Source organism: Pseudomonas sp. R76 (assembly GCF_009834565.1).
Classification (GTDB): Bacteria; Pseudomonadota; Gammaproteobacteria; order Pseudomonadales; family Pseudomonadaceae; genus Aquipseudomonas.
Map to the genome: position 1 here is coordinate 3,924,779 of NZ_CP019428.1, position 26,725 is coordinate 3,951,503.

Annotated in this window: 25 protein-coding genes and 1 pseudogene; 10 read left to right on the top strand and 16 right to left on the bottom strand. The window is 58.0% G+C overall.

The genetic code is table 11. The features are described 5' to 3' along the window. Nucleotides 1–16: 16 nt before the first annotated feature. The gene (locus PspR76_RS17530; protein WP_159957252.1) at nt 17–328 is read right to left on the bottom strand and encodes a YXWGXW repeat-containing protein; all 312 of its coding nucleotides are present in this window, start codon (nt 326–328) and stop codon (nt 17–19) included. 225 nt (nt 329–553) lie between these two features. On the opposite strand from PspR76_RS17530, the gene PspR76_RS31075 reads away from it, so the two are divergent. Further along, nucleotides 554–694 carry a hypothetical protein gene (locus PspR76_RS31075; protein ID WP_174245634.1) on the top strand — a complete coding sequence of 47 codons (141 nt, stop codon included), beginning with the start codon at nt 554–556 and terminating at the stop codon, nt 692–694. Here PspR76_RS31075 and PspR76_RS17535 read toward each other — a convergent pair. Continuing rightward, a complete protein-coding gene (locus PspR76_RS17535) occupies nt 691–939 on the bottom strand; it encodes a DUF1652 domain-containing protein (protein ID WP_159957254.1) in 249 nt (82 codons plus the stop codon). The genes PspR76_RS31075 and PspR76_RS17535 overlap by 4 nt on opposite strands. Nucleotides 940–1,185: 246 nt before the next feature. Between PspR76_RS17535 and PspR76_RS17540 the strand changes: the two genes are divergently transcribed. Continuing rightward, nucleotides 1,186–2,130: a sensor domain-containing diguanylate cyclase gene (locus PspR76_RS17540; protein ID WP_159957256.1), complete on the top strand. Its 945-nt coding sequence runs from the start codon at nt 1,186–1,188 to the stop codon at nt 2,128–2,130. 265 nt (nt 2,131–2,395) lie between these two features. On the opposite strand, the gene PspR76_RS17545 is transcribed toward PspR76_RS17540, so the two are convergent. The 6 genes from PspR76_RS17545 to PspR76_RS17570 all read right to left on the bottom strand — a co-directional run bounded on the left by PspR76_RS17545 (nt 2,396) and on the right by PspR76_RS17570 (nt 7,898). Next, entirely contained in the window at nt 2,396–2,656 is a 261-nt protein-coding gene (locus PspR76_RS17545; RefSeq protein WP_159957258.1) for a hypothetical protein, read from the bottom strand. A gap of 4 nt (nt 2,657–2,660) precedes the next feature. After that, complete coding sequence (locus tag PspR76_RS17550; protein WP_159957260.1) at nt 2,661–3,107, bottom strand: GNAT family N-acetyltransferase; 447 nt, start codon at nt 3,105–3,107, stop codon at nt 2,661–2,663. Nucleotides 3,108–3,216: 109 nt separating this feature from the next. Next, a complete protein-coding gene (locus tag PspR76_RS17555; RefSeq protein ID WP_159957262.1) occupies nt 3,217–4,125 on the bottom strand; it encodes a helix-turn-helix transcriptional regulator in 909 nt (302 codons plus the stop codon). 36 nt (nt 4,126–4,161) lie between these two features. Next, nucleotides 4,162–4,857, bottom strand: a complete 696-nt coding sequence (locus PspR76_RS17560) for a fumarylacetoacetate hydrolase family protein (RefSeq protein ID WP_159957265.1) — start codon at nt 4,855–4,857, stop codon at nt 4,162–4,164. Between the two features lie 130 nt (nt 4,858–4,987). Beyond that, entirely contained in the window at nt 4,988–5,317 is a 330-nt protein-coding gene (locus PspR76_RS17565) for a hypothetical protein (protein WP_145164581.1), read from the bottom strand. An 88-nt stretch (nt 5,318–5,405) separates the two neighbouring features. Beyond that, nucleotides 5,406–7,898, bottom strand: coding sequence for a TonB-dependent siderophore receptor (locus PspR76_RS17570; protein ID WP_159957267.1), 2,493 nt, complete (start codon nt 7,896–7,898; stop codon nt 5,406–5,408). A gap of 254 nt (nt 7,899–8,152) precedes the next feature. On the opposite strand from PspR76_RS17570, the gene PspR76_RS17575 reads away from it, so the two are divergent. From PspR76_RS17575 to PspR76_RS17590, 4 genes are all read left to right on the top strand, one after another. Continuing rightward, the gene (locus PspR76_RS17575; protein WP_159957269.1) at nt 8,153–12,745 is read left to right on the top strand and encodes an RHS repeat-associated core domain-containing protein; all 4,593 of its coding nucleotides are present in this window, start codon (nt 8,153–8,155) and stop codon (nt 12,743–12,745) included. Between the two features lie 3 nt (nt 12,746–12,748). Then, on the top strand, nt 12,749–13,381 hold the full coding sequence (locus PspR76_RS17580) for a hypothetical protein (RefSeq protein ID WP_159957271.1): 633 nt from the start codon (nt 12,749–12,751) through the stop codon (nt 13,379–13,381). 316 nt (nt 13,382–13,697) lie between these two features. Continuing rightward, nucleotides 13,698–14,030, top strand: a complete 333-nt coding sequence (locus PspR76_RS17585) for a hypothetical protein (RefSeq protein WP_159957273.1) — start codon at nt 13,698–13,700, stop codon at nt 14,028–14,030. Nucleotides 14,031–14,141: 111 nt separating this feature from the next. Further along, nucleotides 14,142–14,780, top strand: a complete 639-nt coding sequence (locus PspR76_RS17590) for a hypothetical protein (protein ID WP_159957275.1) — start codon at nt 14,142–14,144, stop codon at nt 14,778–14,780. 63 nt (nt 14,781–14,843) lie between these two features. Here PspR76_RS17590 and PspR76_RS17595 read toward each other — a convergent pair whose 3' ends face one another. Next, nucleotides 14,844–15,281, bottom strand: a complete 438-nt coding sequence (locus PspR76_RS17595; RefSeq protein ID WP_094953794.1) for a DUF3995 domain-containing protein — start codon at nt 15,279–15,281, stop codon at nt 14,844–14,846. A 93-nt stretch (nt 15,282–15,374) separates the two neighbouring features. Here PspR76_RS17595 and PspR76_RS17600 point away from each other — a divergent pair, with 93 nt between their 5' ends. Then, nucleotides 15,375–15,764 (top strand): DUF2946 domain-containing protein, encoded by a 390-nt coding sequence (locus PspR76_RS17600; RefSeq protein ID WP_124417183.1) that lies wholly within the window; start codon nt 15,375–15,377, stop codon nt 15,762–15,764. Between the two features lie 96 nt (nt 15,765–15,860). Then, nucleotides 15,861–17,987, top strand: a pseudogene (locus PspR76_RS17605) (TonB-dependent receptor). Nucleotides 17,988–18,130: 143 nt separating this feature from the next. On the opposite strand, the gene PspR76_RS17610 reads toward PspR76_RS17605, so the two are convergent. After that, entirely contained in the window at nt 18,131–19,147 is a 1,017-nt protein-coding gene (locus PspR76_RS17610; protein WP_159957277.1) for an ABC transporter substrate-binding protein, read from the bottom strand. Nucleotides 19,148–19,279: 132 nt separating this feature from the next. Further along, entirely contained in the window at nt 19,280–19,729 is a 450-nt protein-coding gene (locus tag PspR76_RS17615) for a hypothetical protein (protein ID WP_174245635.1), read from the bottom strand. A 791-nt stretch (nt 19,730–20,520) separates the two neighbouring features. Between PspR76_RS17615 and PspR76_RS17620 the strand changes: the two genes are divergently transcribed. Together PspR76_RS17620 and PspR76_RS17625 are read left to right on the top strand one after the other, a co-directional pair. Next, nucleotides 20,521–20,751: a hypothetical protein gene (locus PspR76_RS17620; RefSeq protein ID WP_159961506.1), complete on the top strand. Its 231-nt coding sequence runs from the start codon at nt 20,521–20,523 to the stop codon at nt 20,749–20,751. 72 nt (nt 20,752–20,823) lie between these two features. Continuing rightward, a complete protein-coding gene (locus tag PspR76_RS17625; RefSeq protein ID WP_159957281.1) occupies nt 20,824–21,060 on the top strand; it encodes a DUF2789 domain-containing protein in 237 nt (78 codons plus the stop codon). Nucleotide 21,061: 1 nt separating this feature from the next. Here PspR76_RS17625 and PspR76_RS17630 read toward each other — a convergent pair whose 3' ends face one another. The 5 genes from PspR76_RS17630 to PspR76_RS17650 form a co-directional block, all read right to left on the bottom strand. Further along, nucleotides 21,062–21,265: a hypothetical protein gene (locus PspR76_RS17630; RefSeq protein WP_028615868.1), complete on the bottom strand. Its 204-nt coding sequence runs from the start codon at nt 21,263–21,265 to the stop codon at nt 21,062–21,064. 115 nt (nt 21,266–21,380) lie between these two features. Continuing rightward, nucleotides 21,381–22,997 (bottom strand): methyl-accepting chemotaxis protein, encoded by a 1,617-nt coding sequence (locus tag PspR76_RS17635; RefSeq protein WP_442966677.1) that lies wholly within the window; start codon nt 22,995–22,997, stop codon nt 21,381–21,383. A 163-nt stretch (nt 22,998–23,160) separates the two neighbouring features. Further along, on the bottom strand, nt 23,161–23,565 hold the full coding sequence (locus PspR76_RS17640; protein ID WP_010564800.1) for a TraR/DksA family transcriptional regulator: 405 nt from the start codon (nt 23,563–23,565) through the stop codon (nt 23,161–23,163). 479 nt (nt 23,566–24,044) lie between these two features. After that, nucleotides 24,045–25,067 (bottom strand): ABC transporter permease, encoded by a 1,023-nt coding sequence (locus PspR76_RS17645; protein WP_026013640.1) that lies wholly within the window; start codon nt 25,065–25,067, stop codon nt 24,045–24,047. Between the two features lie 58 nt (nt 25,068–25,125). Further along, nucleotides 25,126–26,679, bottom strand: coding sequence for a sugar ABC transporter ATP-binding protein (locus tag PspR76_RS17650; RefSeq protein ID WP_159957285.1), 1,554 nt, complete (start codon nt 26,677–26,679; stop codon nt 25,126–25,128). Nucleotides 26,680–26,725 lie beyond the last annotated feature (46 nt).

Genomic DNA, 26,725 nt, shown 5'->3' on the forward strand with positions numbered 1-26,725 from the left:
GGCTAAGTTTCAGGTTTCAGCGGACCCAGTGGCCTTCACGCCAGTACCAGTTGGGGCCACGGGATTCCCAGTGCCCAGGTTCCCAGCGGGCATTACGCTGCACCGGCTGCCAGTGGCCCGGCACCCAGGCATACGCGCCGCGCTCCCACTGCCAGTGGCCACGGTCCCAGACAAAGCCTGGGCGTTCGGCGGGGATCACTTCGACACGTTCCGCCGGCGGCGCCTGGCGAATGATGACTTCGGTCTGGGCGAAGGTCGGGGGGCTGACAAGCGCGGCGAAGGCCATCGGGATCAGCAAGGCGTAGCGCAATTTGGCCAGTGGATTCATGGCAACTCCTTCATACGGCGGACGAAAATGTTCGCTGCTGATGGGTTGAACGCTGGGGTAGGAAAAATCCGTCGCGAGAAATACTAAATTTTTCTCGACGGTGGTTAAGGCGAGTATTACTCAGGGGATGGCGGCGCTTGATGAAATGTTTGAAAGCATGCCGACGGATTTGTGCAAGTGGCGGCGTTCAAGGTGTAACGCAATGCACACCATGAGGAAATAACCATGTCTCGTCGCCTGACTCTGCTTGTCGCCGCCCTGCTGATCGCCAGCCTCAGCGGCTGTGTGATCCTGCCGGAACACCGGCATTGCTGCTGGCGCTACTACGGCGCCGTCACCGCGCCCAGCAGCACCGTCAACAGTTAACTGACGGCCGCAAAGCCTCGACGCCCGGCTTTGAGCTCGGTGCGCAGTTCGCCAATGAGGTTTGCGACGGAACGGACGCTGTCCAGGCCTTGGGGCGACACCCGCGTCAACAGCAAGTCGACACGCCCGGACGCCGGCTCAAATACGCTGATGCGCAACGAACCGTCGCTGTTAAGGCTGCAATCACACGAAAGCGGCAGGAAGCCTACGGCCATGATGCGGTTGAGTTCGGTGATCGACATCATGACAAGCCCCCGTCCCTGGGTTCGACCCTGCAGGTGTGATGCATCCAGCTTAGATAAGCTTTTGCCGGCCACTGAACAATTAATTCAAAAGTGATACCTGTGCCGCATTTTGCCGCGTAAACGCTGGGGCGCTGACGCCAGAAACCCAGCACCTGACCTCTCGTCTGCTGCTGTGGTGAAGGCTTGACTCAGAGCGCCGTTCAAAAGACGCTCTTGGCTCTTTGCCATCATCCCGAGCAGCCCGCCATGAGCCTCATTCCTCCGAGCCAGCCCGACAGTGACGTGTACAAAACGCTGCTGGAATCGACCAAAGCCATCCCTTGGCGCATCGATTGGCAGACCATGACCTTCAGCTATATCGGCCCGCAGATCGAGGCGTTGCTGGGCTGGACCCCGCAAAGCTGGGTGAGCGTGGAAGACTGGGTCGAGCGCATGCACCCGGACGACCGCGAATACGTGGTGAATTTCTGTGTGTCGCAATCGCGCGCCGGCGTCGATCACGAGGCCGATTACCGTGCGCTGACGGTCAACGGCGACTATGTGTGGATCCGCGACGTGGTGCATGTGGTGCGCAAGGGCGACGAGGTTGAAGCGTTGATCGGCTTTATGTTTGATATCAGCGAGCGCAAGAAAACCGAAGAACACCTGATCCGCCTGCAGAAACAACTGGAGGAATACTCCTTCCAGGACGGCCTCACGGGCATCGCCAACCGTCGCATGTTCGACACCGTGCTGGAGCGTGAATGGGCCAGCGCCCAACGCAGCCAGTTGCCGCTGTCGTTGCTCATCCTCGATATCGATTTTTTCAAGCAGTACAACGACCACTACGGCCATATCAAGGGTGACGAAGCCTTGCGCCAGGTGGCGCGCACCTTGTCGCAGGCGGCCAACCGGCCACGGGACTTTATTGCACGCATCGGCGGCGAAGAGTTTGTGTGGTTGCTGCCGGAGACTGACGCCGCCTCGGCGCGGCAGGTGGCGCGGCGCTGCTTGCACCTGGTCTGCCAGCAGCAGATCGAGCATGGCTTTTCAGCGGTGTCGAAGCTGCTGACCCTGAGCCTCGGCGTCGGCACGCAGATCGTGACGCCAACCAGCGACATGCTCGGGTTCGTCGAGTCGGTTGATAAGTTGCTGTACCAGGCCAAACGCAATGGACGCATGCGCGCAGAGTTTGCCGAGATTGAAGTTTGACGCTGAGGTCAAATTCCGGGCAAAAAAAATCCCAAGTAGCTGATGGAAACTTGGGATTTAAAAATGCATAAACCGTGGGAGGTGAACGCCCGGCTATAGTACCGATTGCAAAAAGCTGTAACAAGATTAATTTAATCCTTTCGTCGGATTAAAAGCGTCGTAAGTCATTCAATAACCACACCTTTTTTAGGGTGGCCGAGGTTATAAATGCCACTTTTTGGTGCAAGTAACGCTTATATCTCCTTATATAAAAAATGGTTATTGATTAAAGCGGTGCTGCACTGTCGGTGGACTGTCCGTTTAATTGCCGGCAGGTATCACGAAGTTCAACACTGATTGACGACGCCGTACTGGCCACGCGCTCTACTTGCCTGCAAAGCGCCAAACGCTCGGCCGCCTCGACCCGCGCCCGGTCGACCTGGGCATTGAGCCGTACGAAATAGCCGCCGAGCAGCACGGCGACGCACAGAATCCCAATCGCAAAGTAGCGAAAGCTGTAGGACGAAGGGGCTTCTGGTGGGTTCATGGCATTAAGGCGCCCTGCTCTTCTGGTACCGAACGTCATCACCCTCAACCGGGCCGACCTTTGACCAACCCAACCGTTGGTAAAAGCAGTTGGCGCGGATTTCGTCGCGCCCGTCGGTGATCAGGAACAGGGTTAAATGCCGTTCAAACAACGCCGCTTCAGCCACCGCCATCAAGCGGCGCCCCAGGCCGAGACCCTCGTAGGCGGGCAACACGAACATCGCAAACACCTCGCCGGTACTCAGGTCGACCATGGAGAAGGCCACGGGGTGACCCTCCACTTCGGCGAGCCACACACAGGGCGCTTGGCGAATGCTGTCCGCCAATACCTGCGGGGTAATCCCCAGGTCGCTCATCTGTTCGCGGCTCAGGTGGTTCTGCACCACCGAGGTGCGAATGGCGAAGAGCGTGTCGATATCGGCCGGCGTCGCCAGGCGAATAAGCGTTTGCATACAAGCCTCCTGTTGAAGGATGCAATTGTATGCATATAGAAACATAAGGTTTGTCGTGGATTTGTAAACAGCCGGGCCTACCGCTCCCAGACAAATCTGCCCACCTTAACTAGACCGCGTTGGCCTGTTGCTGGCGACGAAACTGCCCCGGCGCCACACCATGGGCCTTGCGGAAGCAGCGCGAAAAGTACGCCTCATCGGTAAACCCGCAACGCTGGGCGATCACTCCGATCATCTGCGCACTGTTGAGCAATAAGGTGCGCGCCAATTGCATACGGCGGTCCAGCACCAACTGGGAAAAGGGTTTGCCGGTTTCCTTGCGCAGCAGGTGGGTGAGGTAGTTGGGTGACAGAAACGCGGCGGCAGCGGCGTCGGTCAGATTGAGGGTCGGCTCGTGCACATGCTCGCGAATGTAGCCTTGCACCCGCGCTAACGCGTCTTTGCGCCCGCGCCGGGTGGCATTGTTGGCGGCAAACGCCTGCAAGGGTTCGGCGTACTGCTCGCAGACCAGGCCGATCAGTTGGAAGAGATAGCCTTTTAACCGCTCACGGGCGCCGAAGGTGCGCTGGGCGTCCAGGGTACGCATATGCGTCAGCCAGGTTTTCACTTCGTCGAAAGCCGCATCGTCGAGAATGAAATCCAGCTGCTCCTGAAAGCGAAACGGCGACAGTTCCGGGGCCTGGCCGATGGGAATGTCTTCCAGGTCCAGCGGGTCGCAGGTCAGCTGCGGCAGGAAAAACGCCTGGCTGAAGTTGATCAGCATGAACTCGCCGTCTTCAGGATGGGGAATCACGTGCAGGCGATGGGGCAGGATAAACGCCAGGGCCTTGTGCGGAAACGGCCGCACCACGCCGCCGATATGCTGCACGGTGTCGCCGCCCAGATTGATCTGGATCTGGAAGTACTCATGCCGATGTGGGCTGGTCAGCGCCGCCCGCCCGCGTTTGTCGCGGATATAGAAGTCGGGGCGGTCGCTGCGTTGCTCCATGCCATAGGTGGTGACGCGGGTGCCTGGCATAACAGTCTCTCGATTGGCCTGGGCACCACTTTAGCCTCAACCTTTGCTGAGGGTGAAGCTCAGCTCGCCAACGCCGTCGACGCCTGCGGTGAGCACGTCCCCCGGCTGCACCGCACCGACGCCTGCCGGGGTGCCGGTAAAGATCAGGTCGCCAGCCTTGAGCGCGACGGATTTTGAGGCGTAGCTGATGATTTCGCTGACGGACCAGATCAGGTCGGCCAAGTCGCCGACCTGGCGTTGCTCGCCGTTGACCTTCAGCCAGATTTTGCCGCTGGATGGGTGCCCTACCGCACTCACGGGCTGCAACGCGGTGCTGGGTGCCGACTGATCAAAGGCCTTGCCCCATTCCCACGGGCGCGCGAGCTTTTTCGCCTCGGCTTGCAGGTCGCGGCGAGTCAAGTCGATGCCCACGCCGTAACCCCATACGTGGGAAAGCGCGTCTTCAGGGTTGATGTCCACGCCGCCCTTGCCGATGGCGACAACCAATTCCACTTCATGGTGCAGGTCGGCGGTCAGCGGCGGGTAGGCGATCACGCCCTCGGCCGGCACCACCGCATCGGCGGGCTTCATGAAAAAGAACGGCGGCTCGCGGTCCGGGTCATGCCCCATCTCGCGGGCGTGTTCACTGTAGTTGCGGCCCACGCAAAATACGCGGCGCAACGGGAAACGCGCCGCGCTGCCCTGGATGGCCAGGGACGGGATTTGTTCAGGGGTGAATACGTAGTCGGTCATGGCCTGTGCCTCTTGGTTTGCCTGGCGCCAGTATGGCCAGCGGCGACACGGCAAAGTTGGACAGGCTTACGCAGATTTTGCACAGGTCGGTGTTTGCGTCGGGGCGCACTCACGCTGAGCCGTCCACGGGTTATTTACGTGCCACTTTGTAGCGCAGGCAATCCTGGTAAAAGCTCTGGCGAATCGCCTCGGGCTTGAGCCGTGAGCGACTGTCGTAAGTCTGTTCGGTGATGCCCATGGCCATCATGCGCATCCACGATTTGTTGAACTTGATGGTCTGGATCTTTTGCCGCGCGGCGTACAGCGACACGCCCGACAGTTTGAGTTCCTGAGCCCTGGCCGCCGTGCCGGCGCCCCAACTGCACATGTACTTGTCACCCTCGCGCAGCTCCCGTGCCTGCACGGCAGCCGCGCCACCCGCCAATGAGCAGGCGATCAGCATGATTCCAACAGTGCGCATTTGCTTCCTCACCTAACCACCTGAAAATAAAAGTGATTCTGGCGAGAATTTTGTTACAAAGGGGCCATTAAATTGCCTTATGTGCTTTTCACCACTGGTAAGTCGCACTCGCCTGCACCGTGCGCTGCGAGCCATACCAACACCACGAATAGGAGTAGCAGGACGCCACGTATTCCTTGTTCGCCAGGTTAGTCGCGTTCAGCGCCAGGCGCAGGTTGTCGTTGGGGTTGGCGATGTTGGGGATGTCGTAATGCACAGCCGCATCGACCAAGGTGTAGCCCGGCACTTTCAGGGTGTTGGCGGTATCGCCCCAGGACGAACCGACATAGCGCGCACCGGCGCCGACGCCAAAGCCCTTGAGCTGGCCGTCGTGGAAGGTGTAGTCGGCCCACGCCGACGCCGTGTGGCGTGGTACGCCGTAGGTGGTGGTGCCTTCCACCGGAATCGCCGGGCCTATGCCTTTATCGGTGAGCGGCGCGTACTGCACGGTGCTGTTGGACTTGCTCGCGCGGTTATCCAGGTAGGCGTAGGCCGCAGTGATGTCGAGGTTAGCGTTGAGGCTGGCCTTGCCTTCCAGTTCAAAGCCACGCGACTGTTGCTCGCCATCCTGGACGCTGCAACGGCCATTGCCACACAGATGGCTTGGGTCCGGGTCCATGGTCGGCACATTGCTCTGGCGCAGGTAGAAAATCGCTGCGGTGATAAAGCTGTTGCTGCCCGGCGGCTGGTATTTGATGCCGATTTCATACTGCTTGCCTTCGGTCGGCTTGAACACTGAACCGCCATAACCGGTGCCCGATTGCGGGTTGAACGACTCCGCGTAGCTGGCATACGGCGCCAGGCCGTTATCGAACAGGTAGACCAGGCCGACACGGCCGGTAAACGCCTTGCTGTCCAGCGAGGATTTGCTCTTGGCGCCGGTCTTGATGGTTTTGGTGGTGCTGTCGGTGCTGGCCCAGTCATAACGACCACCGAGCAACAGCACCCATTTATCCCACTTCATTTGCTCTTGCAGGTACGCCCCGGTCTGCTCGCTGCGTGAGGTGGCGTCGGTGGCGAATGCCGGCGTGACCACAGGCGCGCCGTACACCGGGTCGAAGATGTCCAGGTCCGGGCCCTTGCCGTAACCGGCCTTGGTGTCGGTGCTGGTGTTCTGGTAGTCGAGGCCCATCAACAGCGTGTGCCGCAGCGGCCCGGTGTCGAATTTGGCCTGCAGCTGGTTGTCGAGGGTGTAGGCGTCCATGTCGACGTCGGTGGCGATGGTCGAGCGGTTGGAGGTGCGGTAATCGGCCTGCAGGTTGCTGTTGTAAATGCTGCGGTAGATGCCTTCGGCGCGCAGGTAACGCGCGTTCTGGCGCACGGTCCAGACATCGTTGAAGTGATGCTCGAAGGCGTAGCCGAGGGAGTAGTACTCGCGGTCGCTCTTCTCGAAGTTCTTTTCGCCGTCGTAGAAATCCACGTCGATCTTGCGCCCGGTGGGGCTGCGCAACACCGAGCCCCAAGCGGGAATAGAACCGTAGGACGCGCCTTTGGGGTCCTTCTGGAAATGCCCGAGCAGGGTCAGCGAGGTGTCCTCGTTTGGGCGCCAGGTGAAGGCGCTGGACAGCGACTGGCGACGGGTTTCGGTGTGTTCGACCTGGCCATCGGCGTCGTCGAACAACCCCGCTACGCGGTAGGCATACACGCCCTGATCATCCAGCGGGCCGCTGAGGTCGAAGGTGGTGCGCTTCTTGTTGAAGGTGCCGTACTCGACGCCAACTTCATGAAACGGCGTGTCCAACGGGCGCTTGGTGACCATGTTGATCACCCCGCTCGGCGTGCCCTGCCCGTACAGCACCGACGCCGGGCCGCGCAGCACTTCGACGCGCTCCAGGTCAAAGGCGTCTTTTTGCGGCAAGGCATCCCGGCTGGACGGCATGCGCAGTCCATCGAGGTAAGTGGCCGGGGCGAAACCGCGGATGGTCAACTGGTCGAGACGCGAGGCCGTGGCACCTCGGGTTTCCGGAACCACGGCGGCGCTGTAGCGCAGGATCTGGTTGAGGCTTTCGGCGTTCTGCGCGCGCATCTGGTCCTTGGTGACCACGGAGATCGACTGCGGGGTTTCGATCAGCGCGGTGTCGGTCTTGGTGCCCGACAGGCTGCGGGTGGCCACATAACCGGCGACTGGCCCGGTGGGGCTTTCGCCGTGGTAGGCGCCGCTGATGGTGGTGGCCTGCAACTCCATGGCGCCGCCGTTATCCGGTATGGCTTCCAGGCGGTAGCGGTCGGCGGAGATCTTCAGCGCCTGCAATCCGCTGCCGGCGAGCAACTGAGTCAGCGCCACGTCGGTGTCGTACTGCCCGTTCAAACCGTTGCTGCGCTTGCCGCGAGTCAAACTTGCATCGAATGCCAATACCAGGCCGGCCTGTTCGGCCAGGCTGTTGAGGGCCTGGCTGAGGTCACCGGCGGGAATCGAGAAACGGCGCGACGCGCTGCTGCTTTCTTCGGCGAACGAGGACTGGACGGCCAGCAATGGCACGGCGGCAAAGGCAAACGCCACTGACAGGGCCAGTGGATGCAAGGGACGAGCAAGGCGCGACATGGGAAATCCTGCGTAATAGAGGTTCTATTAACCATGACGGCCATGTCGGAAAATCGGGCAAGGATGAGAGTGGTTTTTATTTGCTGAGGTTTTACGCAATGAGCCAGGTCGCTTTTTTGTGTAGGCCTTCGAGCTAGTTCTTCGCGGTTTTTACCCGCCTACAGTCGTCCCTTTCTGATTTTTCCAGCCGTTCATCCGGGCGCTTTTTCCTGCGGCATGCTCCGACGCCTTGCCATTTTGCCGAGACGTCACGGATGACCCACGCCGCCCACATTGCCTTTATCGAACATGAACTCAATGGCTTCCATCAGAGCCTGGCGGAGTATCGCCAGCAGATGGGCGCCTGGTATTCGCGGGCGCTGGATACGGTCAGCCATGCAGCGGACATGCCGTCGTTGCTGGGGATGGACCGAGTGCTGCGGGTGGGGGATTCGCAACGTTCCTTCAGCATGTCCGATGCGGATTTTTCCACCGTTGCGCGCTGCCCGGCGGGTGGCGAGCTGAAAATCGAGAGCAAGTTCGAGTCGGTGTACGACGTGCCGATCGGCGAAATCCCGGTTGAGGTGATTCGCCTGGAAGACGGCAGTTCCACGCGGGTCATGCTGGATAAACATGGCAAGGCAACCCACACCTGCGTGGCCGGCGGGCGCTATCAGGTGCGGGTACAGGGCGGCGTTTCCGCGCAGCAGGTAGACGCGTTGTTCGCCTCCTACGCTGGGCTGACGACAGACCTGGAGCAATGGCTGCGCGAGCAATGGAACGGCTTCAAACCGTCCTGGCAACAATCCACCGCCAGCGCAATTGGCAGCGGCGTGCTGGCGGGCAGTTGGGCGGCGATCCGGGACGTGTGGGACAGCATCAAGCTGGTGCAGGCAATTCTTGAAGACCCGTTGAAGTACGTCGAGCAACTCGGCACCGAGGCCGCCAAGTTGGCGCAGTTGGCCACCGACGCGCCACAGGTCATGGAAAAAGCCATGTTGCTGGCCAGTGACGAGGCGGCGCTGTACCTGATGGTGCGCACGGCGATGCTGTGGCTGGAGGCTTTGCCACCCGGTGAGATGGCTGAGGCGGCTGCGGGGTTTGCGGTGTCGCTGTTGATCGACCTGGTGATTGGCGCGGTGTTGATGATCGCGCTGCCGGCGGCGGGTGTGGCGTATCTGAGCTTGCGGTTGGTGAAGTATGGCGCGCGGATACTGAATGCCGCGGTTGGCTTTGTGCGTGGCCTGCTCGGGATTCTGACCAAGTTCATGCAGGCGGTGGATCGCTACAAGGCCGTGGCGGTTCGTGGCGTAGTCGGTGGGCTGAAGCAAGGCACGATGCAGATGCGCTGGCGGGCGCGGCAGAACACGGTGCTGAAGCAGAAAGAGCGTGTGGATGATGCGCCCGTGTCGGCGAAAAATCCCCAGGGCGATGCGGCGGCGCCTGCGGATAAAACGGCCACCAATGGCTGCCCGGTGTCGATGGTTACCGGCGAGGAATTGCTGACCCTCACCGATGGCGCGCTGGACGGGATTTTGCCGTTTGAGTGGACGCGGTTGTACCGCACCAGCGCGGTGGAAATGGATTGCGGGTTGGGGTTTGGCTGGAGTCATTCGCTGGCGCAGCGGTTGGTGGTTTCGGGTGATTCGGTGGTTTGGACGGATCATGAGAATCGCATTACTGAGTTTCCGTTGCCTAGCGTTTCCCGGCCTGCGATTACCAACAGCCTGGCCGAAGCCGCTATCTACTTGGGGGCTTTGCCCGATGAGTTGATGCTGGCTCAGGCATCGCGGTTTTATCACTTTTGCGATGGTGTACTGACGGCAATCAGCGACGCATATGACAACCGGCTGCGGGTTATTCGTGATCGTTTGGGCCGGATTGAGCGGCTGGATAACGGTGTAGGCCGGTCTTTGTTTTTGCGCTATGAGCTTGGGCGCATTGTGGCGGTGGACTATCAGGTTCATCGCGCCAAAGGCCGTGAGCCCTACGTCTGGGTGACTGAGCAGAACGTCGTTTCCTACGCCTATGACGAGGCTGGGCGACTGGTTTCGGCGACCAATGCCGTAGGCGAAAGTGAGGTTTATCGGTACGACGATCAGCACGTCATTCTTGAGCGGCAATTGGCCGGTGGGGCGAGTTTTTTTTGGGAATGGGAACGGGCTGGTAAGGCGGCGCGCTGTGTTCGGCACTGGGCCAGCTTTTCGCAGATGGATACGCGGTATGTGTGGGAGGACGGTGGCAGGGTCACGGTTCACAACGCTGATGGCAGTCAGGAAGTGTATGTCCATGACCAGCGCGCGCGGCTGGTGCAGCGGGTTGATCCTGATGGTGCTGAGTACTTCAAATCCTACGACGACAAGGGCCGACTGACGGTTGAGCAGGACCCGCTGGGCGCGGTGACGGCGTATCAGTATGACGATGCTGGACGCTTGGTGGCGCTGTTTCCGGGGGAGGATGAGCCGACTTCCTACGAGCATGACAACGGGTTCGTACGGGTTGTGCGGCGCGGTGAGGCGGTTTGGAAGTATGAGCGTAATGACCAGGGCGACGTTACGCGTCAGACAGATCCTGACGGCAACGTTACGGACTACACCTACAACAAACACGGGCAACTGGTTGGGGTTTGGTATCCGGATAACGGTTGTCATCGGCTGGTTTGGAATGAGCGTGGGCAGCTTGTTGAGGAACAGCTTCCAAACAGTGGAGTTAAACGCTATCGCTATGACGATGTTGGGCGACAGGTTGCGCGTGAGGATGAGCATGGGGCGCTGACCCAGTATCAGTGGGACGGTGTGGGCCGGTTGGTTCGTGTCGTACTTCCAGGGGGTGCCACGCGGGAATTCAGCTACAACCCGTACGGAAAAATCACCTCTGAACGTGACGAATTGGGCCACGTCACCCGCTACGAATACGCCGACGGCCTGCACCTGATCAGCCGCCGCCTCAACGCCGATGGCACCCAGGTCAACTACCGCTACGACAACACCCGGTTACTACTGACCGAGATCGAAAATGAAGTCGGCGAAACCTACCGGCTGGATTACTACCCAAACGGCCTGATCCAGCAGGAAATTGGTTTTGACGGCCAGCGAACGGCGTACGTCTACGATCTCAACGGCAACCTGCTGGAAAAGACCGAACACGGCGATGACGGTAGTCAGCTAGTCACCCGCTACGAGCGAGACCCTTCCGGGCGTCTCGTACGAAAAACCCTTCCCGATTCCAACGTTGTTGAATACACCTACGACCGCCTGGGCAACCTCCTCAGCGTCGATGACGGCCACTGGGCCCTGGCCTACGAATACGACAGCCAAAACCGCCTCACCGCCGACCACCAAGGCTGGGGCACCCTGCGCTACGGCTACGACACCTGCGGCCAACTGAAGAACCTGCGCCTGCCGGACAACAACCGCCTCACCTTCAACCACGACAAAGGCGGCCACCTCGCCACCGTCGAACTGAATGGCAAAACCCTCACCTCTCACCTATTCAAAACCGGCCGCGAGCGCCAGCGCCAGCAAGGCCAACTGCTCAGCCACTACCACTACGACGAGCAAAACCGCCTGCACGCCCACGCGGTGACCCAGGAAGAACACAAGCTCTACCGCCGCCACTACGACTACGACAAAACCGGCAACCTCACCCGCCTGCTCGACACCCGCAAAGGCGAACACCACTACCACTACGACCCCCTCGCCCGCCTGACCCGCGCCGATCACTCGCAAGACCAACAAGAGCGCTTCGGCCACGACCCGGCTGGAAACCTGCTCATGCAAGACCGCCCAGGGCCGGACATCGTGGCGGGGAATCGGTTGGTGATCCAAGGCGATCATCATTATGACTATGACGCGTTTGGCAATCTGATCCGCCAAAGGCGCGGCAAGGGTCATCAACTCGTCACCGAGTATCGCTACGACTGCCAGCATCGGTTGATCGGCGTTACTCAACCCAACGGGCAAACGGCCAGCTATCGCTATGACCCGTTTGGTCGGCGGATCAGCAAAACCGTTGATGGCATAACTACTGAGTTCTTCTGGCAAGGCGACAAGCTGGTTGCCGAGCATCACGCGGATCGTCATCGCAGTTACATCTACGAGCCGGACAGCTTTCGGCCCTTAGCACTGCTGGAAGGTTTTGGCCCACAAGACACCCAGCCCTTCCACTATCAACTGGACCACCTAGGCACCCCGCAGGAACTCACCGCCCCCGACGGCGAAATCGTCTGGTCCGCGCACTACCGCGCCTACGGCCAGATCAGCCGCCTAGACATCGAGAAAATCGACAACCCGCTGCGCTTCCAAGGCCAATACTTCGACCCGGAAAGTGGACTGCACTACAACCGCCATCGCTACTACAATCCAGATATTGGTCGCTATCTGACGCCTGATCCGGTGAAGCTGGCGGGTGGGATCAACGTTTACCAGTACGTGCCCAATCCGACAGGGTGGGTCGATCCCTTGGGATTAAATGGGTGCCCTGGTGGAAACGGATGTAAACCTACACATAAAATCGAGGAGCCATCCTACACAGCTAGGGTTAACGAGCGAGAGCCAGAAGCTCCCATAGGGGCCGACAGTAAACTCTCCCGAAATGGAGCATTCAGAAGGGCGAAAGAAATTGGCGGAATCCCTAAACACCAGCATCCGGCACGAGTTTATCGAGAGACACTTACCGATCAAAATCGCTATACACAAGGACGCGTCTATGAATTTAAGCTCCTCGGAAGAAAAATTGAAATTCGCGAACATTCCCTTGGGCACAAGAAAGGTAACCATGCACCTCACTTCAATACTGAAACAACTATCAATCATCGTAAAGTCCCACTGGAAATCGGCGATGACTCTCACACATACTTTAAGAAGTGACCAATGAAGACCGTTTTCATCCGAGAAGTCGGTATTCACCCATGGGGTCAGCTATACGCGACCAACGATCACGAATTTTCGACAATTTCCCTGCTAAACCAAGACTTTGAAAGCGTTTGGAAAACATGGTGCGAACTTGCTACCGCACTGACATCGGAATGGCCAACAATCTCAATTTGGTACACCGTGGGATTCCCGTACGAAAGCAAAACTCAGGAATATCTGGCGTTAAAACATTTTGCAAAATCGTCAAACCCCAAAGACATATTTAAAAAAAATGAAGCAACTTCAATCTATTCTGGAATAGAGCACTTGAATTCAAAACCTGATGAGATAGATCCAGCTACACTCACTAGCTATCGTTATACCGTAACACTTATGCAGAAAAAAAATAGCGAACCCAGCGACGTATGGAATAAACTTAGCGATCTGAGCCACTTATCAACATCAGATGATTTCAAGCTAATATTGGCAGACCGAACCGTGCTAGCTTTCAGATTCCATGATGCAGAAACACACGGAGTAGCTCAGATTATTTTTCACTCAGAGCATTTGCCGATTCTAAACAACGTAATTAGCAGGATGGGAATCAAAGAAATTCAGCAAGGAGACGTCTACACTTACATACACAGCTGAGTTAAATAAAATGATTTTGCCTCTTTGGGGTCGGCTTTGACATACCGCCCCCTCCTATTTGCTTACCCAAAAAAAATAGAAAGGCGAAAATGATAAGTCATAGTAGAACTGGGGTGACACACTCAAAAGCAAGAGACTTACAAACAACGAACGTTACTCACAGAAAGGTATTAAACATAGATCACAGAAATTAAACGGATACTTTTCGTCATTGCAAAATCAAAACAAACCTTTATTGAGCTTTAGGGTAAGCATTCATCTCAGCCTGCCTCTCAATTTAAAATGAAGCAATCCACGCTAATAAGATACCAATAAAATGAAAATAATCTGTGTACCACTCACGATAGAAGCAATGAGGCTGCTAGACATAAACGACTGCCCAGACCATCTCCTTGAGAGCACGTCGCTTACAGAAGAAGAATATGAACAGCTTTTAGAATCTCGCGCATTAGAAAAAATAAACAATGCCATTGGAAAAATTATCGACGAATATGAGGACGAAACAATAACCACTCCAAAGGATCTTAAGGAAAGCTTGCAAATACTGAAAACCCACTCAAACACTAAAAACTCAAAAACATTAAATAAAATAATCCACTTAAATACATTAGCAATCAATAGAAACACAGGATTGTTTTTCTTTTTCTAAAAAAACAAATTGAAAACCGATGCCAGTTTCACCCAATAAAAAACAAACCTATTACATTAGGCGCAGTTGAACTGCCGACGACAACCTCCGCAATAACCTCAAGAGATAGAAATGAAAACGGCCTACATAGACGAGCCTGGAGTCAAACCATGGGAAGGTAGAGACCAGGCAAACGACCCAGCTTTCACTACGATAACTTTGATTGATCACGCATTCATTAGCGTTTGGATTTCTTGGTGCGAGGTCGCAGAAAGGCTTTCAAAAAACTGGCCTATTAAGCAAGAGTGGAGATCGATAGACGGAGCGGAATTCAATTCAAAAGCTGAAGAATATCTGTTGAAGAAAAGTTTATCCAACGAACTTAAAAACGGAGATTTCTTCAAAAAAAATGAAGCAAGCAAGGTTTACTCTGTTATCAAAAATCGACCGAGCGAGCCGAGAAAAATAGATCATCAGGCTCTGCAAGGCTCGCATGACGTCATTTTACTGCTTCAAAAATTCAGTTCAGAAATATGTGATCTTTGGACCAGCATGACAATTTTTGAAACCAGCATCACCGCTGAGAACATCCACGATTATTTAAAAGCACATTCATCCATAATTCTGTGTAGGTTTTACGACAGCGAAACACATGCAGCAGCCCAGCTTTCATTTTCGACCGAATATAAAAACGAAGTCATTACAGCGCTGAACAAAATACCACTCGTAAAAATAAGCGCTGAAGACGTTTATTGCTTCATCAACTCTTAATTTAGGAGCTAAAAAAGATAAAACTGATGTGAATTAGCTACATTTAGCATCGCACAGCCCCCCTCACCCCCACGCCACCACCAACAACCCCACCCCCAACACCAAACACAACGGCGAATAAAAATACGTATCCAACCTGGCAAACCTCGACCCACCCACCTTCTTGAAAAACCCCACCAACTCCGAATCGCCAATCGCCCTGGCAAACATCACCACGGCAATCGCGCTGATCCCCCACTGCAGCGCGCCATGGGACACTGGCGAGAAATACAGCCCGGCCCGCAGACAGACGAGCAATGCAATCGCCACCAAGCCCATCGCGACGAGGAACGTGCCGAGTGCCGAGGGTTTGAAGGCTGGCCGCGGCCCGTGGGCGAATTCGCCGGGCAGTTGGGGGATGGCGGCGAGGCTGCCGAGTTTGCCGCCGGCGGCCCAGTACAAGTGCACCATGCTGATGCAGGTAAAAACCCCGACGATCCATCGCGCGATAACAAAGCTCATGGCGGGTGCTCCCTGAAAATGTGCGAATGATGATAGTCGCCCTGAGATTTTTTGTAGGCATTTCGTCGGCGGCTGATGGTAAAGTGCCGCCCCATGAAAATCGCCCGTGCCGACCGCTCGCTCATTGCCTGGATGCTTTACTGCTGCGTCCTGTTCAATGTGTTCGCGTGCAGTATTGGCCATGGGCAAATGCTGGGGATGCAGCTCAACGGCATCGGCGGCCAGTTCTGTACGGTGGACCCGCGTACCCAGGCGCCCGCGCAAACCAATTCCACGGATGAGAATCTGCCGACGCTGTCCAAGGCGTTCGGCTGCCCGTTATGTTCGACCGGCGGTATGGGCCCGGCACTGAGTTCCAGCCTGAATGTGGCGGTGTTGCCACAACCCCATGCGCCACCACCGGCGGTGGTGCTTGCCGCTGACATCCCTGCCCGCTTCACCTGGCCTGCGGCCAACCCGCGTGCGCCTCCCGCTTTCGCCTGATCCCTTCGCTTTCTGATCTGCACCGTCCAAACGTTCCCGTTGGGGAATACGCGCGGCTGTGCGTTGTTTTCAAGCCAAGTTTTTCAGGATTCAACCATGAAACATTTACCCCTGTTGGCGGGCCTGTTCGGCTGCCTGCCTGTCTGTGGCTGGGCGCTTGAGTTGGCCCCCACCACTATTGATGGTGAGCAAGCCGCCGAGCCCGGCCTGGCGCTCGACCAGTCCAGCGGCATGGCGTCGCGGCTGGGTTTAAGCGTGCGCGAGACGCCGGCGTCGGTGGCCATCGCCACGCGCAACGATATTGAGCGCCATGGCGCCAAGACCTTCCGCGATGCGGCCAACACCTTGCCCGGCGTTAACGCCAGCGCGCCGCCGGGGTTTGGCGGGTTTGTGTCCTATCGTGGGTTTACCAGCAGCCAGATCACCCAGATGTTCAACGGCATCAACGTCGCCACCGGCTTGGCCCGGCCAGTGGATGCGTGGGTCTATGACCGCGTCGAACTGGTCGGCGGGCCCTCCTCCTTGATCAATGGCGCAGGCTCCGTGGGCGGTTCGCTGAACTACGTGACCAAACTGGCAACCCGCGAAGAACAGGCGGCCGAAGGCCAACTCACCTACGGCAGCTACGACACCGCCGGCATGGCCTTCGGCCTCAACCACGCACTGACTGAACCGGGCGCCGAGGTGTAGCATTACGCGCGCCTGGATGTGAGCCGCAACACCAACCACAGCTACATCGACCGCGACCAGCGGGATGCCTGGAGCGTGGCATTTTCGCTGCTCAGCGACCTGACCCCCGACTTGTCCCACACCCTGGCGCTGGAATATCAGGATGAGCATGAAGACAGCCCTTATTGGGGTACGCCGGTGCTCAACCCGAAGGCCGGAGAGCTGAAAATTGACCGGCACAACCGCTTCAACAATTACAACGTCGCCGATGGCCGTTACGAGCAGCGCACGATCTGGGCGCGCTCGATCATCGACTATCGGATCAACGACAGCACCACGCTGAAAAATACCCTTTATCACTTGGACAGCCAGCGCGACTACCGCAACCTGGAGACTTACCAATACAACGCCGACAACAGCGCGGTGAACCGTTCGACGGCCTACCAGGTCCGCCATCAAGGCGAGCAGAACGGCAACCAGTTCGAGCTGCGCCATGACGATACGTTCTTCGGCCTGTCAACGACCTGGTCCGGTGGCTTCGAGTACAAGGTCAACAGCACCACAAACAACCCGTTGAACGTGCCAGGCAACAGTACAGTGGACCCGAATAACTACAACCCGGGACACTTCTACGCTATACCCGGCACCAAGCCCGGCTTCATCAAGGACAAAACCAACGAAGTCATCACCAAGGCTTTGTTCGTGGAAAACCGCCTGGGCCTCACCGACAAACTCTCGCTGCTGACCGGCTTGCGCTACGACGCTATCGACCTGGATGTCACCAACCACAGAGCCGTCACGGCCACCAACCCGCGTCACTTCAAGCGCAGCTGGGAGCCGGTCACCGGGCGCGTCGGCCTGACCTACCAGTTCATCCCGTCAGCCAATGTGTATGTGCAATACAGCACGGCGGCCGAGCAGCCGTCGACTACCACCCAAGTGTTCGACGTGTCGACCGGCAAGCAGTGGGAAGTGGGCAGCAAGTTCGATTACCTGGACGGGCGCGGTTCGGCCACCGTCGCGGCCTACAAGATCGAGCGCAAGGATTTCGCCGTTACCGACCCGCTGGACCCGAACAACAGCATCCCGGTGGGGGCACAATCCTCAAAGGGGGTTGAGTTGGCCAGTTCACTGCGAATCACGCCCAAGTTGCTGGCAGAAGGCAACTTTGCCTGGGTGGATGCCGAGTACGACGACTTCAACGAGAAAATCGCCAGCGGCGTGGTGGTCTCGCGCAAGGGCAATACGCCGACCAACGTGCCCAAGCGTGTAGGCAATCTGTGGCTGACTTATGACTTCACACAGGACTGGCAAGGTGGCGTGGATGCGCGGTATGTCGCAGAGGTGTATGCAGACAACGCCAACACCCTGACGGTGCCGGCCTACACGCTGTTCGGGACATTCCTGCGCTACCGGGTCGACTCGCACACCTCGGTGACCGGCCGGGTGCGCAACCTGACGAATGAGGTGTATGCAGAGTTTGCGCATGTGTCGCCGGCGTATTACCTGGGGTCGCCAAGGACCTTCGAGGTGGCCGTTCAAACAAGGTTCTAAGCCTGAAATACACTTAAAAATGTGGGAGCGGGCTTGCTCGCGAATGCGGTAGTTCAGCCAATATATTCAGTGACTGGCACACTGCCTTCGCGAGCAAGCCCGCTCCCACATTTGGATCTGCATCCAATAGAAAGAGTGTCGGCTTACTTCAAACCCGCCTCAACCTTCTGCGCCACATCCTCCGTCAACCACGCCTTCCACACCTCAGGGTGCTCCTTGAGAAACGCCTGGGCCACTTCGCGTGGCGCTGTATGGTTCTCGCTCATCGTCGCCAACGCTTTATTCAGCGGCTCGATAGGAAACTGCACCTTGGTAAAAAACTCGGCGATCTGCGGATGTTCCTGCTGGAACGGCGTCGACACACCAATGCTCAACTTGGACGCCAACGAGCGAGTCGGTCTCGGGTTGGGGTTATCCGCATCGGTCAGTGTCTTCCAGGCGTCGGCGTCAAACGGTGGTTCTTCCAGCTGGATCAGTTTGTACCGCCCCATCAATGGCGTCGGCGACCAGTAGTAGAACAACACCGGCTTGCCACGACGGATTGACGAGGCGATTTCCGCATCCAGGGCTGCACCCGAGCCACTGCGAAAGTTCACATAACTGTCGTCGAGGCCATAGGCCTTGAGCTTTTGCTTGTTGACCACTTCCGAGGTCCAGCCGATGGGGCTGTTGAGAAAGCGCCCCTTGCCTGGAGATTCGGGGTCCTTGAACACGTCCTTGTAACGTGCCAGGTCCGTAACGCTCTTGAGGTCCGGCGCCAGTGGCTTGAGGCCTTTGGCGGGGTCGCCCTTGACCACGTATTCCGGCACCCACCAGCCTTCGGTGGCGCCCTTGACGGTATCGCCCAGGCCCACCACTTTGCCTTCGGCCTCGGCCTTGATCCAAACCGGACTGCGGCCGGCCCACTCCTCGCCAATCACCTGGATGTCATTTTTCGCCAGCGCGGTTTCCAGGGTGATGGTGGTGCCGGGCAAAGTGTCGGTGGGCAGGTCATAGCCTTTCTCGACGATAAAGCGCAGTACTTCGGTGATCAGGCTGCCGCTTTCCCAGTTCAGGTCGGCGAAATGCACCGGTGCCTGGGCGGCCGAAACCGGCACTGAAGCCACTGACAGACTCAAGGCCGTCAGGGACGCTGCCAATAGGGTTTTAAATCCTTTCATGCCTTTGCACCTCGCGTTTTCGCAGCAATAGCGGACGGCTTTGCTGCCAATGCGCGAAGCCTCTGAATAGTTAAGTCAACTCAACTGTAGTAGAGGTTCCGGGAGAGCAAGAATACACGCGACGTTTATCGACTACTCACTGGCCTTGAACGTTACCAGCTCACCCTTGCGCCACTTGGCGGCCTTGCCGGTCACGGCCTTGAGGGTTTTGGTCAGGCCTTCCTGCAATTGCTCGTTGGCGGCAAACACCAGCATGACGTTGTGGCCTTCCTTGAACACGATGCCCTGGCCTTCGGTCGAAGTAACAAAGGCGTAATCGCCCAGGCCATACACGGTCAACTTGATGTCGCGGAACTTCAACTCGAACTTGCCACCCTCGCGACTCGGCAACACGGCCGCGCGAAAATGGTCGCCCACCTTGAGCTCCAGACGCTGTTTGTCATCCACCACCATCGCCGATTCGGTATCGATTTCGGCGATATAGATGCCTTCCGGCGTTTGTTCGGTGATGTAGACGAAACGCGATTGAAACTGCTTGACCAACTTTGCGCGCAAATCACCCAGCACGAATAACGCGTGCATATCCAGATTACTGACTGCCAAGGAAACGCCCCCACATCAAAATTACTGCTACCTGCCGGAGCGGGCAGCACAAAAAAACGGCCCTGGGGCACGATCACACATTTGTTAAGAAACTGAAGAGAACCCGCTGCTGCGCCGCAAGACTAGTACAGGCATGCGCGATAGACCTTATGCAGGTCATCAGGCACCACAGGAAATCACAGGTTCAACCGCCCGAGAACACGGGCCGACCAGCTTCAGAGAATAACTCAATTAAAAGCGCTGTTTCCGACAACACACACATAAAAAACTACCTGGCGTGGAACCAAGCATTGGCTGCCGACGACAATACTAAAACAGCAACACGGGTCAAAACCACCCGAAACGTTGCTGGAGGGTCAACAAGATCGTTCGACAGGAGCTGAGCATGCAACCACGCCAACACGACGCCATGTCTTCCCGCACTCGTTCATCATGTCAAGACGAGCGCCAATACTACTGCTTGCCTGACCCCAACGGGTACTCCAATTCCGTTCTTTACCGAGTTGTACCGGCCGGACGGAATTTCTTTCATATCCTGGAAGTGACCAGCGGCCGGATCAGAGGCTTTCGCAGCAACCACATTCGGGCCTGTGAACTGGCGAAAGAACTCGAAACCAGCTTGCACACCGTTCACGGCGCTATCGTTTCGTCATCCGGATGACTTTACTGCGCCGCCGCCCCTCAACAACTGCCATACTGACCCGTCCATGAAGTTTGCCCCCTGCGGGTCAGGTTTCATCAGTGCGGTTACCTTGAAGGGAAGGCTATACGTGACGGAATTTGATATTGGCGAATTTTTCATCCATGGCGATGTGCGAGAAGTAGACGGTGAGTTCCAAGCGGTAATCATCATGCGGGCCAAACCTCCGCTGACGACCGTGACCACGCACCAAGTGGAAAAAGATCGCTGGTTCAAAACTGTCGACGCCGCCGCCATTGCCGCAAAAGATGCCGCCAAAGCCCTGAAAACCGCTGTGGATTCAGGCGCACTCAATTCCTGATAATCCGATAGAACTCTGCCGCCTCCAGCGCCTCACATGCACAAGACCATCACCTTGCATGGAGAACCAAATATGGACGCGCCAATCCCAACGCTTGAAACCTTGTTTGAACAACTCGGCCTGGAATCAACCCCCGAAGCAATCGACGCATTCATCGATGCACATCCGCTGACCGAAGACGTGAAGCTGATCGACGCACCTTTCTGGACGCCGCAGCAGGCGGCGTTTCTCAAGGAAGAATTGCGTGATGATGCCGAATGGGCGATCGCCGTGGATGAGTTGAACCAGCGCCTGCATCAACCGCGATAACTCAATGCAGGCTGTCTGACTGTTCCAGGCGCAACAGCGCCTGCCAGGCAGCCCTGCACTCCTCCGCCTCATCGCGGCTGGCAAACGCCGTGCCGCGTTGCTCGCCATTGAGCAACACCACCCAGCAAGCCTTCTGGCCCAGCGCACGCAGGGTTTCGGGTACGCCACTGCCGATCATCACGGCGACATCGACTTTGTTTTGCATGGTGCTTCTCCGCAGCATTAGTTAGCTGGCTAACAATGTTCGCCATGCTACGGTTTTCTGCCAGTTGGAAAAAGCTATCCCCGGAATAGCTCCATTGCATAAACAGCAACAATCCCTAGCGCGGGGGCTTGGCCGTCTCCGGCTTATAGCCCAACCGCAGCCCGCCCCAATGCCGCCCGTTGACCATGATGGGCACTGACAAATCGTGCATCAACTCACCGGTATCACGGTTGTAGGTCTGCAACAGCACCGCTTGTTGATGGCTGCCGCAACGAATACCCGTGCGGTCTTCGAACTTACGCTTGGTACGGTTCTGCAGCGCGTCGACCTGTGGATCGCCCCTAAGCGCTTGAGAAAACGCCTTGTTGTGCGTCGGCACATAGCCTTGAGGCGTGCAGGCGATGGCGAATACCAAGCCTTCATGGCGCGGCAGCAGCGCTTCCTGGATCGCCGGCAAGACCTGATCGGTGTAGCCGTCAAAACGCGTGTGGTACTTGCTTGGGCTGGTATTCGGGATCGGCGTGTAGCTGCGGTCAAACAGGTCCTGCAGGCTGATACGGTTTTGCAGTACGTCTGCTTCGAACTGCTCGGCAATGCGGTTCGCGCCTTCACGGGCCAGGTCGTAGATGCGCTGGTGATAGTCATCCAGCCCGACTTCGGCCAGGCGCTCGCTGATGGTTTCGGTCTGCCCTTCCATTTGCACGGCGGCGTCGGCCAGTTGGCGGGTTTGCTGGTCGCTCACGCTCAGGTCGCTGCGCATTTGCTCCACGGCATGGAACAGGCTGTCGAGTTGCACGCGGTTGGTGTCGGTGCCCTGGGCGATTTCGTTGACCTGCCCTTCCACATCCGCCGCCAGGCTGGCGATGCTCTCCAACTGCGACCCGGCGTGCTCCACTTGCTCGACGCCGGTGTGCAAGTCCGCCGACAACTGGCGAATCTGCTCCACGACCTGCGCCGTGCGTTGCTGGATATCGGCGACCATCACCCCCACCTCATCGGTGGCCGTGGCGGTGCGCCCGGCCAGGCCGCGCACCTCATCGGCCACCACGGCAAACCCGCGCCCGTGCTCACCGGCGCGCGCCGCTTCAATGGCCGCGTTTAACGCGAGCAGGTTGGTCTGGCTGGCGATGGACTGAATCACCAGGGTTACGCGTTGAATCTCTTCGCTGCGCTGGCTCAAGGCCTCGATCAGCTCGCGGCTGGCATTCGCGCGCTGGCTGAGTTGGTGCATGCGGGTGATCGACTGGGCCAACACTTCGCGGCCTTCGGTGCTGCGCTGGTGGGCCTGGCTGGCCGCGCCGAGGGCCTGTCGGCTGAGTTGCGAGGTGACCTTTTCAGTGCCGATCATGACTTCGGCGCTGCTGACAATTTGCTTGGCCGCGCTCAACTGCGACTGCAAACGGGCCGCCAGTTGCTTGACCGAATAGGCCACGCCGGCAGCCGAAAGCGCGTTATGACTGGTGGTGTAGGAGAGGTCGCGGGTCAGTTCACCCATCGCATCGGACGCGGCGGAGTCTGCGCGCACGGGCTTTCGGGTTTTAAAGCGCGGTAGCCAGACCACCAGCAAAACCAGGGGCAGGCACAGGTAGATCGGCAAGCCGGCAAACGCCAGGCCCAGCAGTACCAGCACCAGGGCGGTGCTCTGCAGGAGCGGCGTCAGCCAGCCGGGCAGCACGCGCGCCACCGTGTGCGGTGGCACTGCTGCGCCCATCAGAGATCCGTCTCCAGCCATCGTCGTTACCCCACTGCTTTGTCGTTATTGTTGCTGCATTAAACGCCACTATCGGGCCATTATCCATGAGCCTTTAGTGGGGGAGTTTGCAACAGATCAATAGACAGGGGCGTAACCGGTATTTCGCTTGGGCGCCACGTCAGCAGCGCCCAACTTCAGCACATCACGCTTGACGCTGGTGCTTGTCGATCTGCTCGTGACGCTCTTGCGCTTCGATGCAGTACTTGGTGGTCGGGCTGATCAGCAGGCGCTTGAGGCCGATAGGCTCACCGCTGTCGTCGCACCAGCCAAAGGAATCTTCCTTGATGCGTTCCAGTGCACGCTCAAGCTGCGGCAGCATACGCTGGTCGCGGTCGATGGCATTCACCAGCCAGGTGCGCTCTTCTTCAACGGAAGCGGCGTCAGCCGGGTCAGCCGGGGTATCCAGGCTTTCAATGGCGATGCGGTTCTGCTCAATGCGCTCGTGGTGTTCCACTTTCATGTCCTGCAGCAACTGCTCAAAAAAAGCGTGCTGTTCGGCATTCATGTAGTCATCCGCCGGCATGGCCAGCAACTTTTCCTTTGTCATTGATTTCTCTATAAAAAATACGTGCATTAAGGCGAATAAGGGAGCGTTCCGGCAGACCTCTGCAGGCCTCGGAAAGGCGCCGTTCATTTCAAGCGCCACCCGGCACTCAATTTACGAGGGGCGGCAGTCTAAGGCCGACTTGAGGGCTCAGCAACTGAAATGACAGGCATTTTTTCCCAATTAACCCCCAAAGGCACCAGGACGGGCTTGGCGAATGGTCATCGGAGTGCGTTTATAGCAAGAAATTCAGTCGTGTGGAGCTATATAGAAGACAGACGGTTAGAACTCAATGGTAAAGATCCAATATGGGAGCTGGCCTATGTGAGAGCCATCCTGTGTGGGAACTGGCTTGTGTGGGAGCCGGGCTTGCCCGCGATGCAGGCAACTCGGTTTGTCAGGGATAACGAGTTGATGCGATCGCAGGCAAGCCAGCTCCCACACAGGTCGGCTCCCACATTGATAGGCGCTGAATGCCAGCCCTAGCGTTTGAGCTTGCGCTTGTTGCGATACTGGTCGATCACCACCGCGATCACGATGATCAGCCCCTTGATGATGTCCTGGATATACGCATCCACCCCAACAAAGGTAAACCCGCTGGCCATCACCCCCAGGATCAACGCGCCGATCACGGTGCCGGTGATGCGCCCTACCCCGCCCGCCAGGCTGGTGCCGCCGATGACCGCCGCCGCAATCGCATCCAGCTCATAAGACATGCCCATGCCGGCCTGGCCGGTCGCCGCACGTGCCGAGGCGACCACACCCGCCAGCCCCGCCAGCAGCCCGGCGATGCTATAGACGATGATCAAGTGGCGCTTGACGTTGATCCCCGACGTCCGCGCCGCCTGCATATTGCCGCCGATGGCGTAGGTGTACTTGCCGTACTTGGTGTAGCGCAGGGCAATATGGAAGATCACCGCCACCACCAGGAAGATGATCACCGGCATCGCCCCATGACCAATGGCGGTGTAGGAATCCGAGAGCATGCTCACCGGCTGGCCTTCGGTGTAATACCGCGCCAGGCCACGGGCCGAGACCATCATGCCGAGGGTCGCGATAAACGGCGGGATACCGGTGACGGCAATGATGCTGCCGTTGATCGCCCCCGCCAGCAGCCCGACGCCCAAGCCCATCGCCACCGGGATCCACACCGGCAAATCCGTCAGGCTGGGAAACACCGCACGGGAGAAATCGGAAGTCTGCGCCAGACTGGCGGCGATCATCGCCGATAACGCCAGCACCGAACCCGAAGACAGGTCGATACCGGTGGTAATGATCACCTGGGTTACGCCAATCGCCAGCAGGCCGATGATCGACACTTGCAGGATCATCAATACCAGGCGCTGGGAGTTCATCAGGAAACTCTGGTCGCGCACGATCCAGCCGAACAGTTCAAACACCAGGCCGATACCGATCAGCACCAGGAAGATGCTCAACTCGGTGGGCAAACGCCTGCGGTGCTTGACCGGTGCCGTGGCGGGCTTGTTGTCTGTTATTGCGTTCATAGCCAATCACCTTCTTATTCTGTGGCACAGGCCAACCGCGGGCCTACGCTGCTGTTCGTCAGTGGACTACGGTCATACCCGAAGCCAACTGCATGACTTTTTCCTGGGTCGCGTCGCTACGGTCGAGGGTGCCCATCAGGTCGCCCTCGTGCATCACCATCACCCGGTCGCTCATGCCCAGCACTTCAGGCAGCTCGGAGGAAATCATGATCACCGCCATGCCTTCGCTGGCGAGGAAGGAGATCAAGCGATAAATCTCGGCCTTGGCGCCGACGTCGATGCCGCGGGTCGGCTCATCGAGAATCAGCAGGCGTGGGTTGGTCATCAGCCAGCGCGCCAGCAGGGCTTTCTGCTGGTTGCCGCCGGACAGGGTGTCGATGCACTGCTCCAGCGACGGGGTTTTCACCCGCAGCTTCTTGCACATGTCTTCACACAACGCGCGCAGGGCCTTTTGCTGGATAAAACCGTTGCCCGAGTAATGCGGCAACACGGCCATTTCCATGTTTTCCAGCACCGACAGGCACGGGAACAGGCCGCTGAGCTTGCGGTCTTCGGTCAACAACGCAAAACCGTTCTCGATGGCCATGTGCGGGTCAGTGATACGTATCGGTTTGCCGTCGAGGGTGATCTGCCCGCCACTGCTTGGGGTGATACCAAACAGAGTTTCCGCCACGTTGGTGCGGCCCGAGCCCATCAGCCCGGCGATGCCGAGGATTTCACCGGCGTGCAGGTCGAACGACACGTCCTTGAACACGCCGTCCAGGCGCAGGTCGCGCACCGACAGCAGCAGCTCGCCGATGGGCGTTTCGCGCACCGGGAACAGCTGGCTCAGCTCACGCCCGACCATCATCGAAATCAGGCTGTCGCTGTTCATGCTGTCGGCGCGCTGCAGGCCGATATAGTGGCCGTCGCGGAACACCGCGACTTCATCGGCGATGGCGAACACTTCGTTCATTTTGTGCGTGATGTAGACGATGCCTTTGCCTTGGGACTTGAGGTCGGCAATGATCGAAAACAGGTGAGCCACTTCCTTTTCGGTAATGGCCGAAGTCGGTTCATCCATGATCAGGATGTCGGAGTCGTAGGACACCGCCTTGGCAATCTCGACCATCTGCCGTTCGGCTATGCTCAGGTTGCCGACGTGTTCTTCCGGGTCCAGGTTGATGCGCAAGCGCGCCAGCAACTCGGCGGTGCAGCGGTGCATTTCGCGGTGGTTGACCATGTGCAGGCTGTTGAGCTGCTCGCGGCCGATCCAGATGTTCTCGGCGATGCTCATGTGCGGCATCAGGTTGAGTTCCTGGTGGATCATCGCGATCCCGGCCTTCTGCGCCGCCAGCGGCGTTTCAAATACGATCGGCTTGCCACGCAGGCGAATCTCCCCGGCGTCGGGCTGGTAGATGCCGGCGATGATCTTCATCAGCGTCGACTTGCCCGCACCGTTCTCGCCCATCAACGCCAACACCGAACCTGGGCGTACGCGCAGTTGCACATCGGCCAGGGCCACGACGCCGGGAAAGCCTTTGCTGATATTGAGAATTTCCAGCAGGTAGGGTTCTTCCGGCGCCAGGGGCTGGATACCGGGAGGCTGCGAGACAACCGCTTGAGCAAGCATATCGGGTACTCCATCAGCAGGGCGACCGTGGCCGCCCTGCTCGCTT

What these genes read in the sequence shown, in the direction of transcription:
- PspR76_RS17530 (WP_159957252.1), bottom strand. Translation starts at nt 328, where the DNA reads ATGAATCCACTGGCCAAATTGCGCTACGCCTTGCTGATCCCGATGGCC.
- PspR76_RS31075 (WP_174245634.1), top strand. Translation starts at nt 554, where the DNA reads ATGTCTCGTCGCCTGACTCTGCTTGTCGCCGCCCTGCTGATCGCCAGC.
- PspR76_RS17535 (WP_159957254.1), bottom strand. Translation starts at nt 939, where the DNA reads ATGATGTCGATCACCGAACTCAACCGCATCATGGCCGTAGGCTTCCTG.
- PspR76_RS17540 (WP_159957256.1), top strand. Translation starts at nt 1,186, where the DNA reads ATGAGCCTCATTCCTCCGAGCCAGCCCGACAGTGACGTGTACAAAACG.
- PspR76_RS17545 (WP_159957258.1), bottom strand. Translation starts at nt 2,656, where the DNA reads ATGAACCCACCAGAAGCCCCTTCGTCCTACAGCTTTCGCTACTTTGCG.
- PspR76_RS17550 (WP_159957260.1), bottom strand. Translation starts at nt 3,107, where the DNA reads ATGCAAACGCTTATTCGCCTGGCGACGCCGGCCGATATCGACACGCTC.
- PspR76_RS17555 (WP_159957262.1), bottom strand. Translation starts at nt 4,125, where the DNA reads ATGCCAGGCACCCGCGTCACCACCTATGGCATGGAGCAACGCAGCGAC.
- PspR76_RS17560 (WP_159957265.1), bottom strand. Translation starts at nt 4,857, where the DNA reads ATGACCGACTACGTATTCACCCCTGAACAAATCCCGTCCCTGGCCATC.
- PspR76_RS17565 (WP_145164581.1), bottom strand. Translation starts at nt 5,317, where the DNA reads ATGCGCACTGTTGGAATCATGCTGATCGCCTGCTCATTGGCGGGTGGC.
- PspR76_RS17570 (WP_159957267.1), bottom strand. Translation starts at nt 7,898, where the DNA reads ATGTCGCGCCTTGCTCGTCCCTTGCATCCACTGGCCCTGTCAGTGGCG.
- PspR76_RS17575 (WP_159957269.1), top strand. Translation starts at nt 8,153, where the DNA reads ATGACCCACGCCGCCCACATTGCCTTTATCGAACATGAACTCAATGGC.
- PspR76_RS17580 (WP_159957271.1), top strand. Translation starts at nt 12,749, where the DNA reads ATGAAGACCGTTTTCATCCGAGAAGTCGGTATTCACCCATGGGGTCAG.
- PspR76_RS17585 (WP_159957273.1), top strand. Translation starts at nt 13,698, where the DNA reads ATGAAAATAATCTGTGTACCACTCACGATAGAAGCAATGAGGCTGCTA.
- PspR76_RS17590 (WP_159957275.1), top strand. Translation starts at nt 14,142, where the DNA reads ATGAAAACGGCCTACATAGACGAGCCTGGAGTCAAACCATGGGAAGGT.
- PspR76_RS17595 (WP_094953794.1), bottom strand. Translation starts at nt 15,281, where the DNA reads ATGAGCTTTGTTATCGCGCGATGGATCGTCGGGGTTTTTACCTGCATC.
- PspR76_RS17600 (WP_124417183.1), top strand. Translation starts at nt 15,375, where the DNA reads ATGAAAATCGCCCGTGCCGACCGCTCGCTCATTGCCTGGATGCTTTAC.
- PspR76_RS17610 (WP_159957277.1), bottom strand. Translation starts at nt 19,147, where the DNA reads ATGAAAGGATTTAAAACCCTATTGGCAGCGTCCCTGACGGCCTTGAGT.
- PspR76_RS17615 (WP_174245635.1), bottom strand. Translation starts at nt 19,729, where the DNA reads ATGCACGCGTTATTCGTGCTGGGTGATTTGCGCGCAAAGTTGGTCAAG.
- PspR76_RS17625 (WP_159957281.1), top strand. Translation starts at nt 20,824, where the DNA reads ATGGACGCGCCAATCCCAACGCTTGAAACCTTGTTTGAACAACTCGGC.
- PspR76_RS17630 (WP_028615868.1), bottom strand. Translation starts at nt 21,265, where the DNA reads ATGCAAAACAAAGTCGATGTCGCCGTGATGATCGGCAGTGGCGTACCC.
- PspR76_RS17635 (WP_442966677.1), bottom strand. Translation starts at nt 22,997, where the DNA reads ATGGCTGGAGACGGATCTCTGATGGGCGCAGCAGTGCCACCGCACACG.
- PspR76_RS17640 (WP_010564800.1), bottom strand. Translation starts at nt 23,565, where the DNA reads ATGACAAAGGAAAAGTTGCTGGCCATGCCGGCGGATGACTACATGAAT.
- PspR76_RS17645 (WP_026013640.1), bottom strand. Translation starts at nt 25,067, where the DNA reads ATGAACGCAATAACAGACAACAAGCCCGCCACGGCACCGGTCAAGCAC.
- PspR76_RS17650 (WP_159957285.1), bottom strand. Translation starts at nt 26,679, where the DNA reads ATGCTTGCTCAAGCGGTTGTCTCGCAGCCTCCCGGTATCCAGCCCCTG.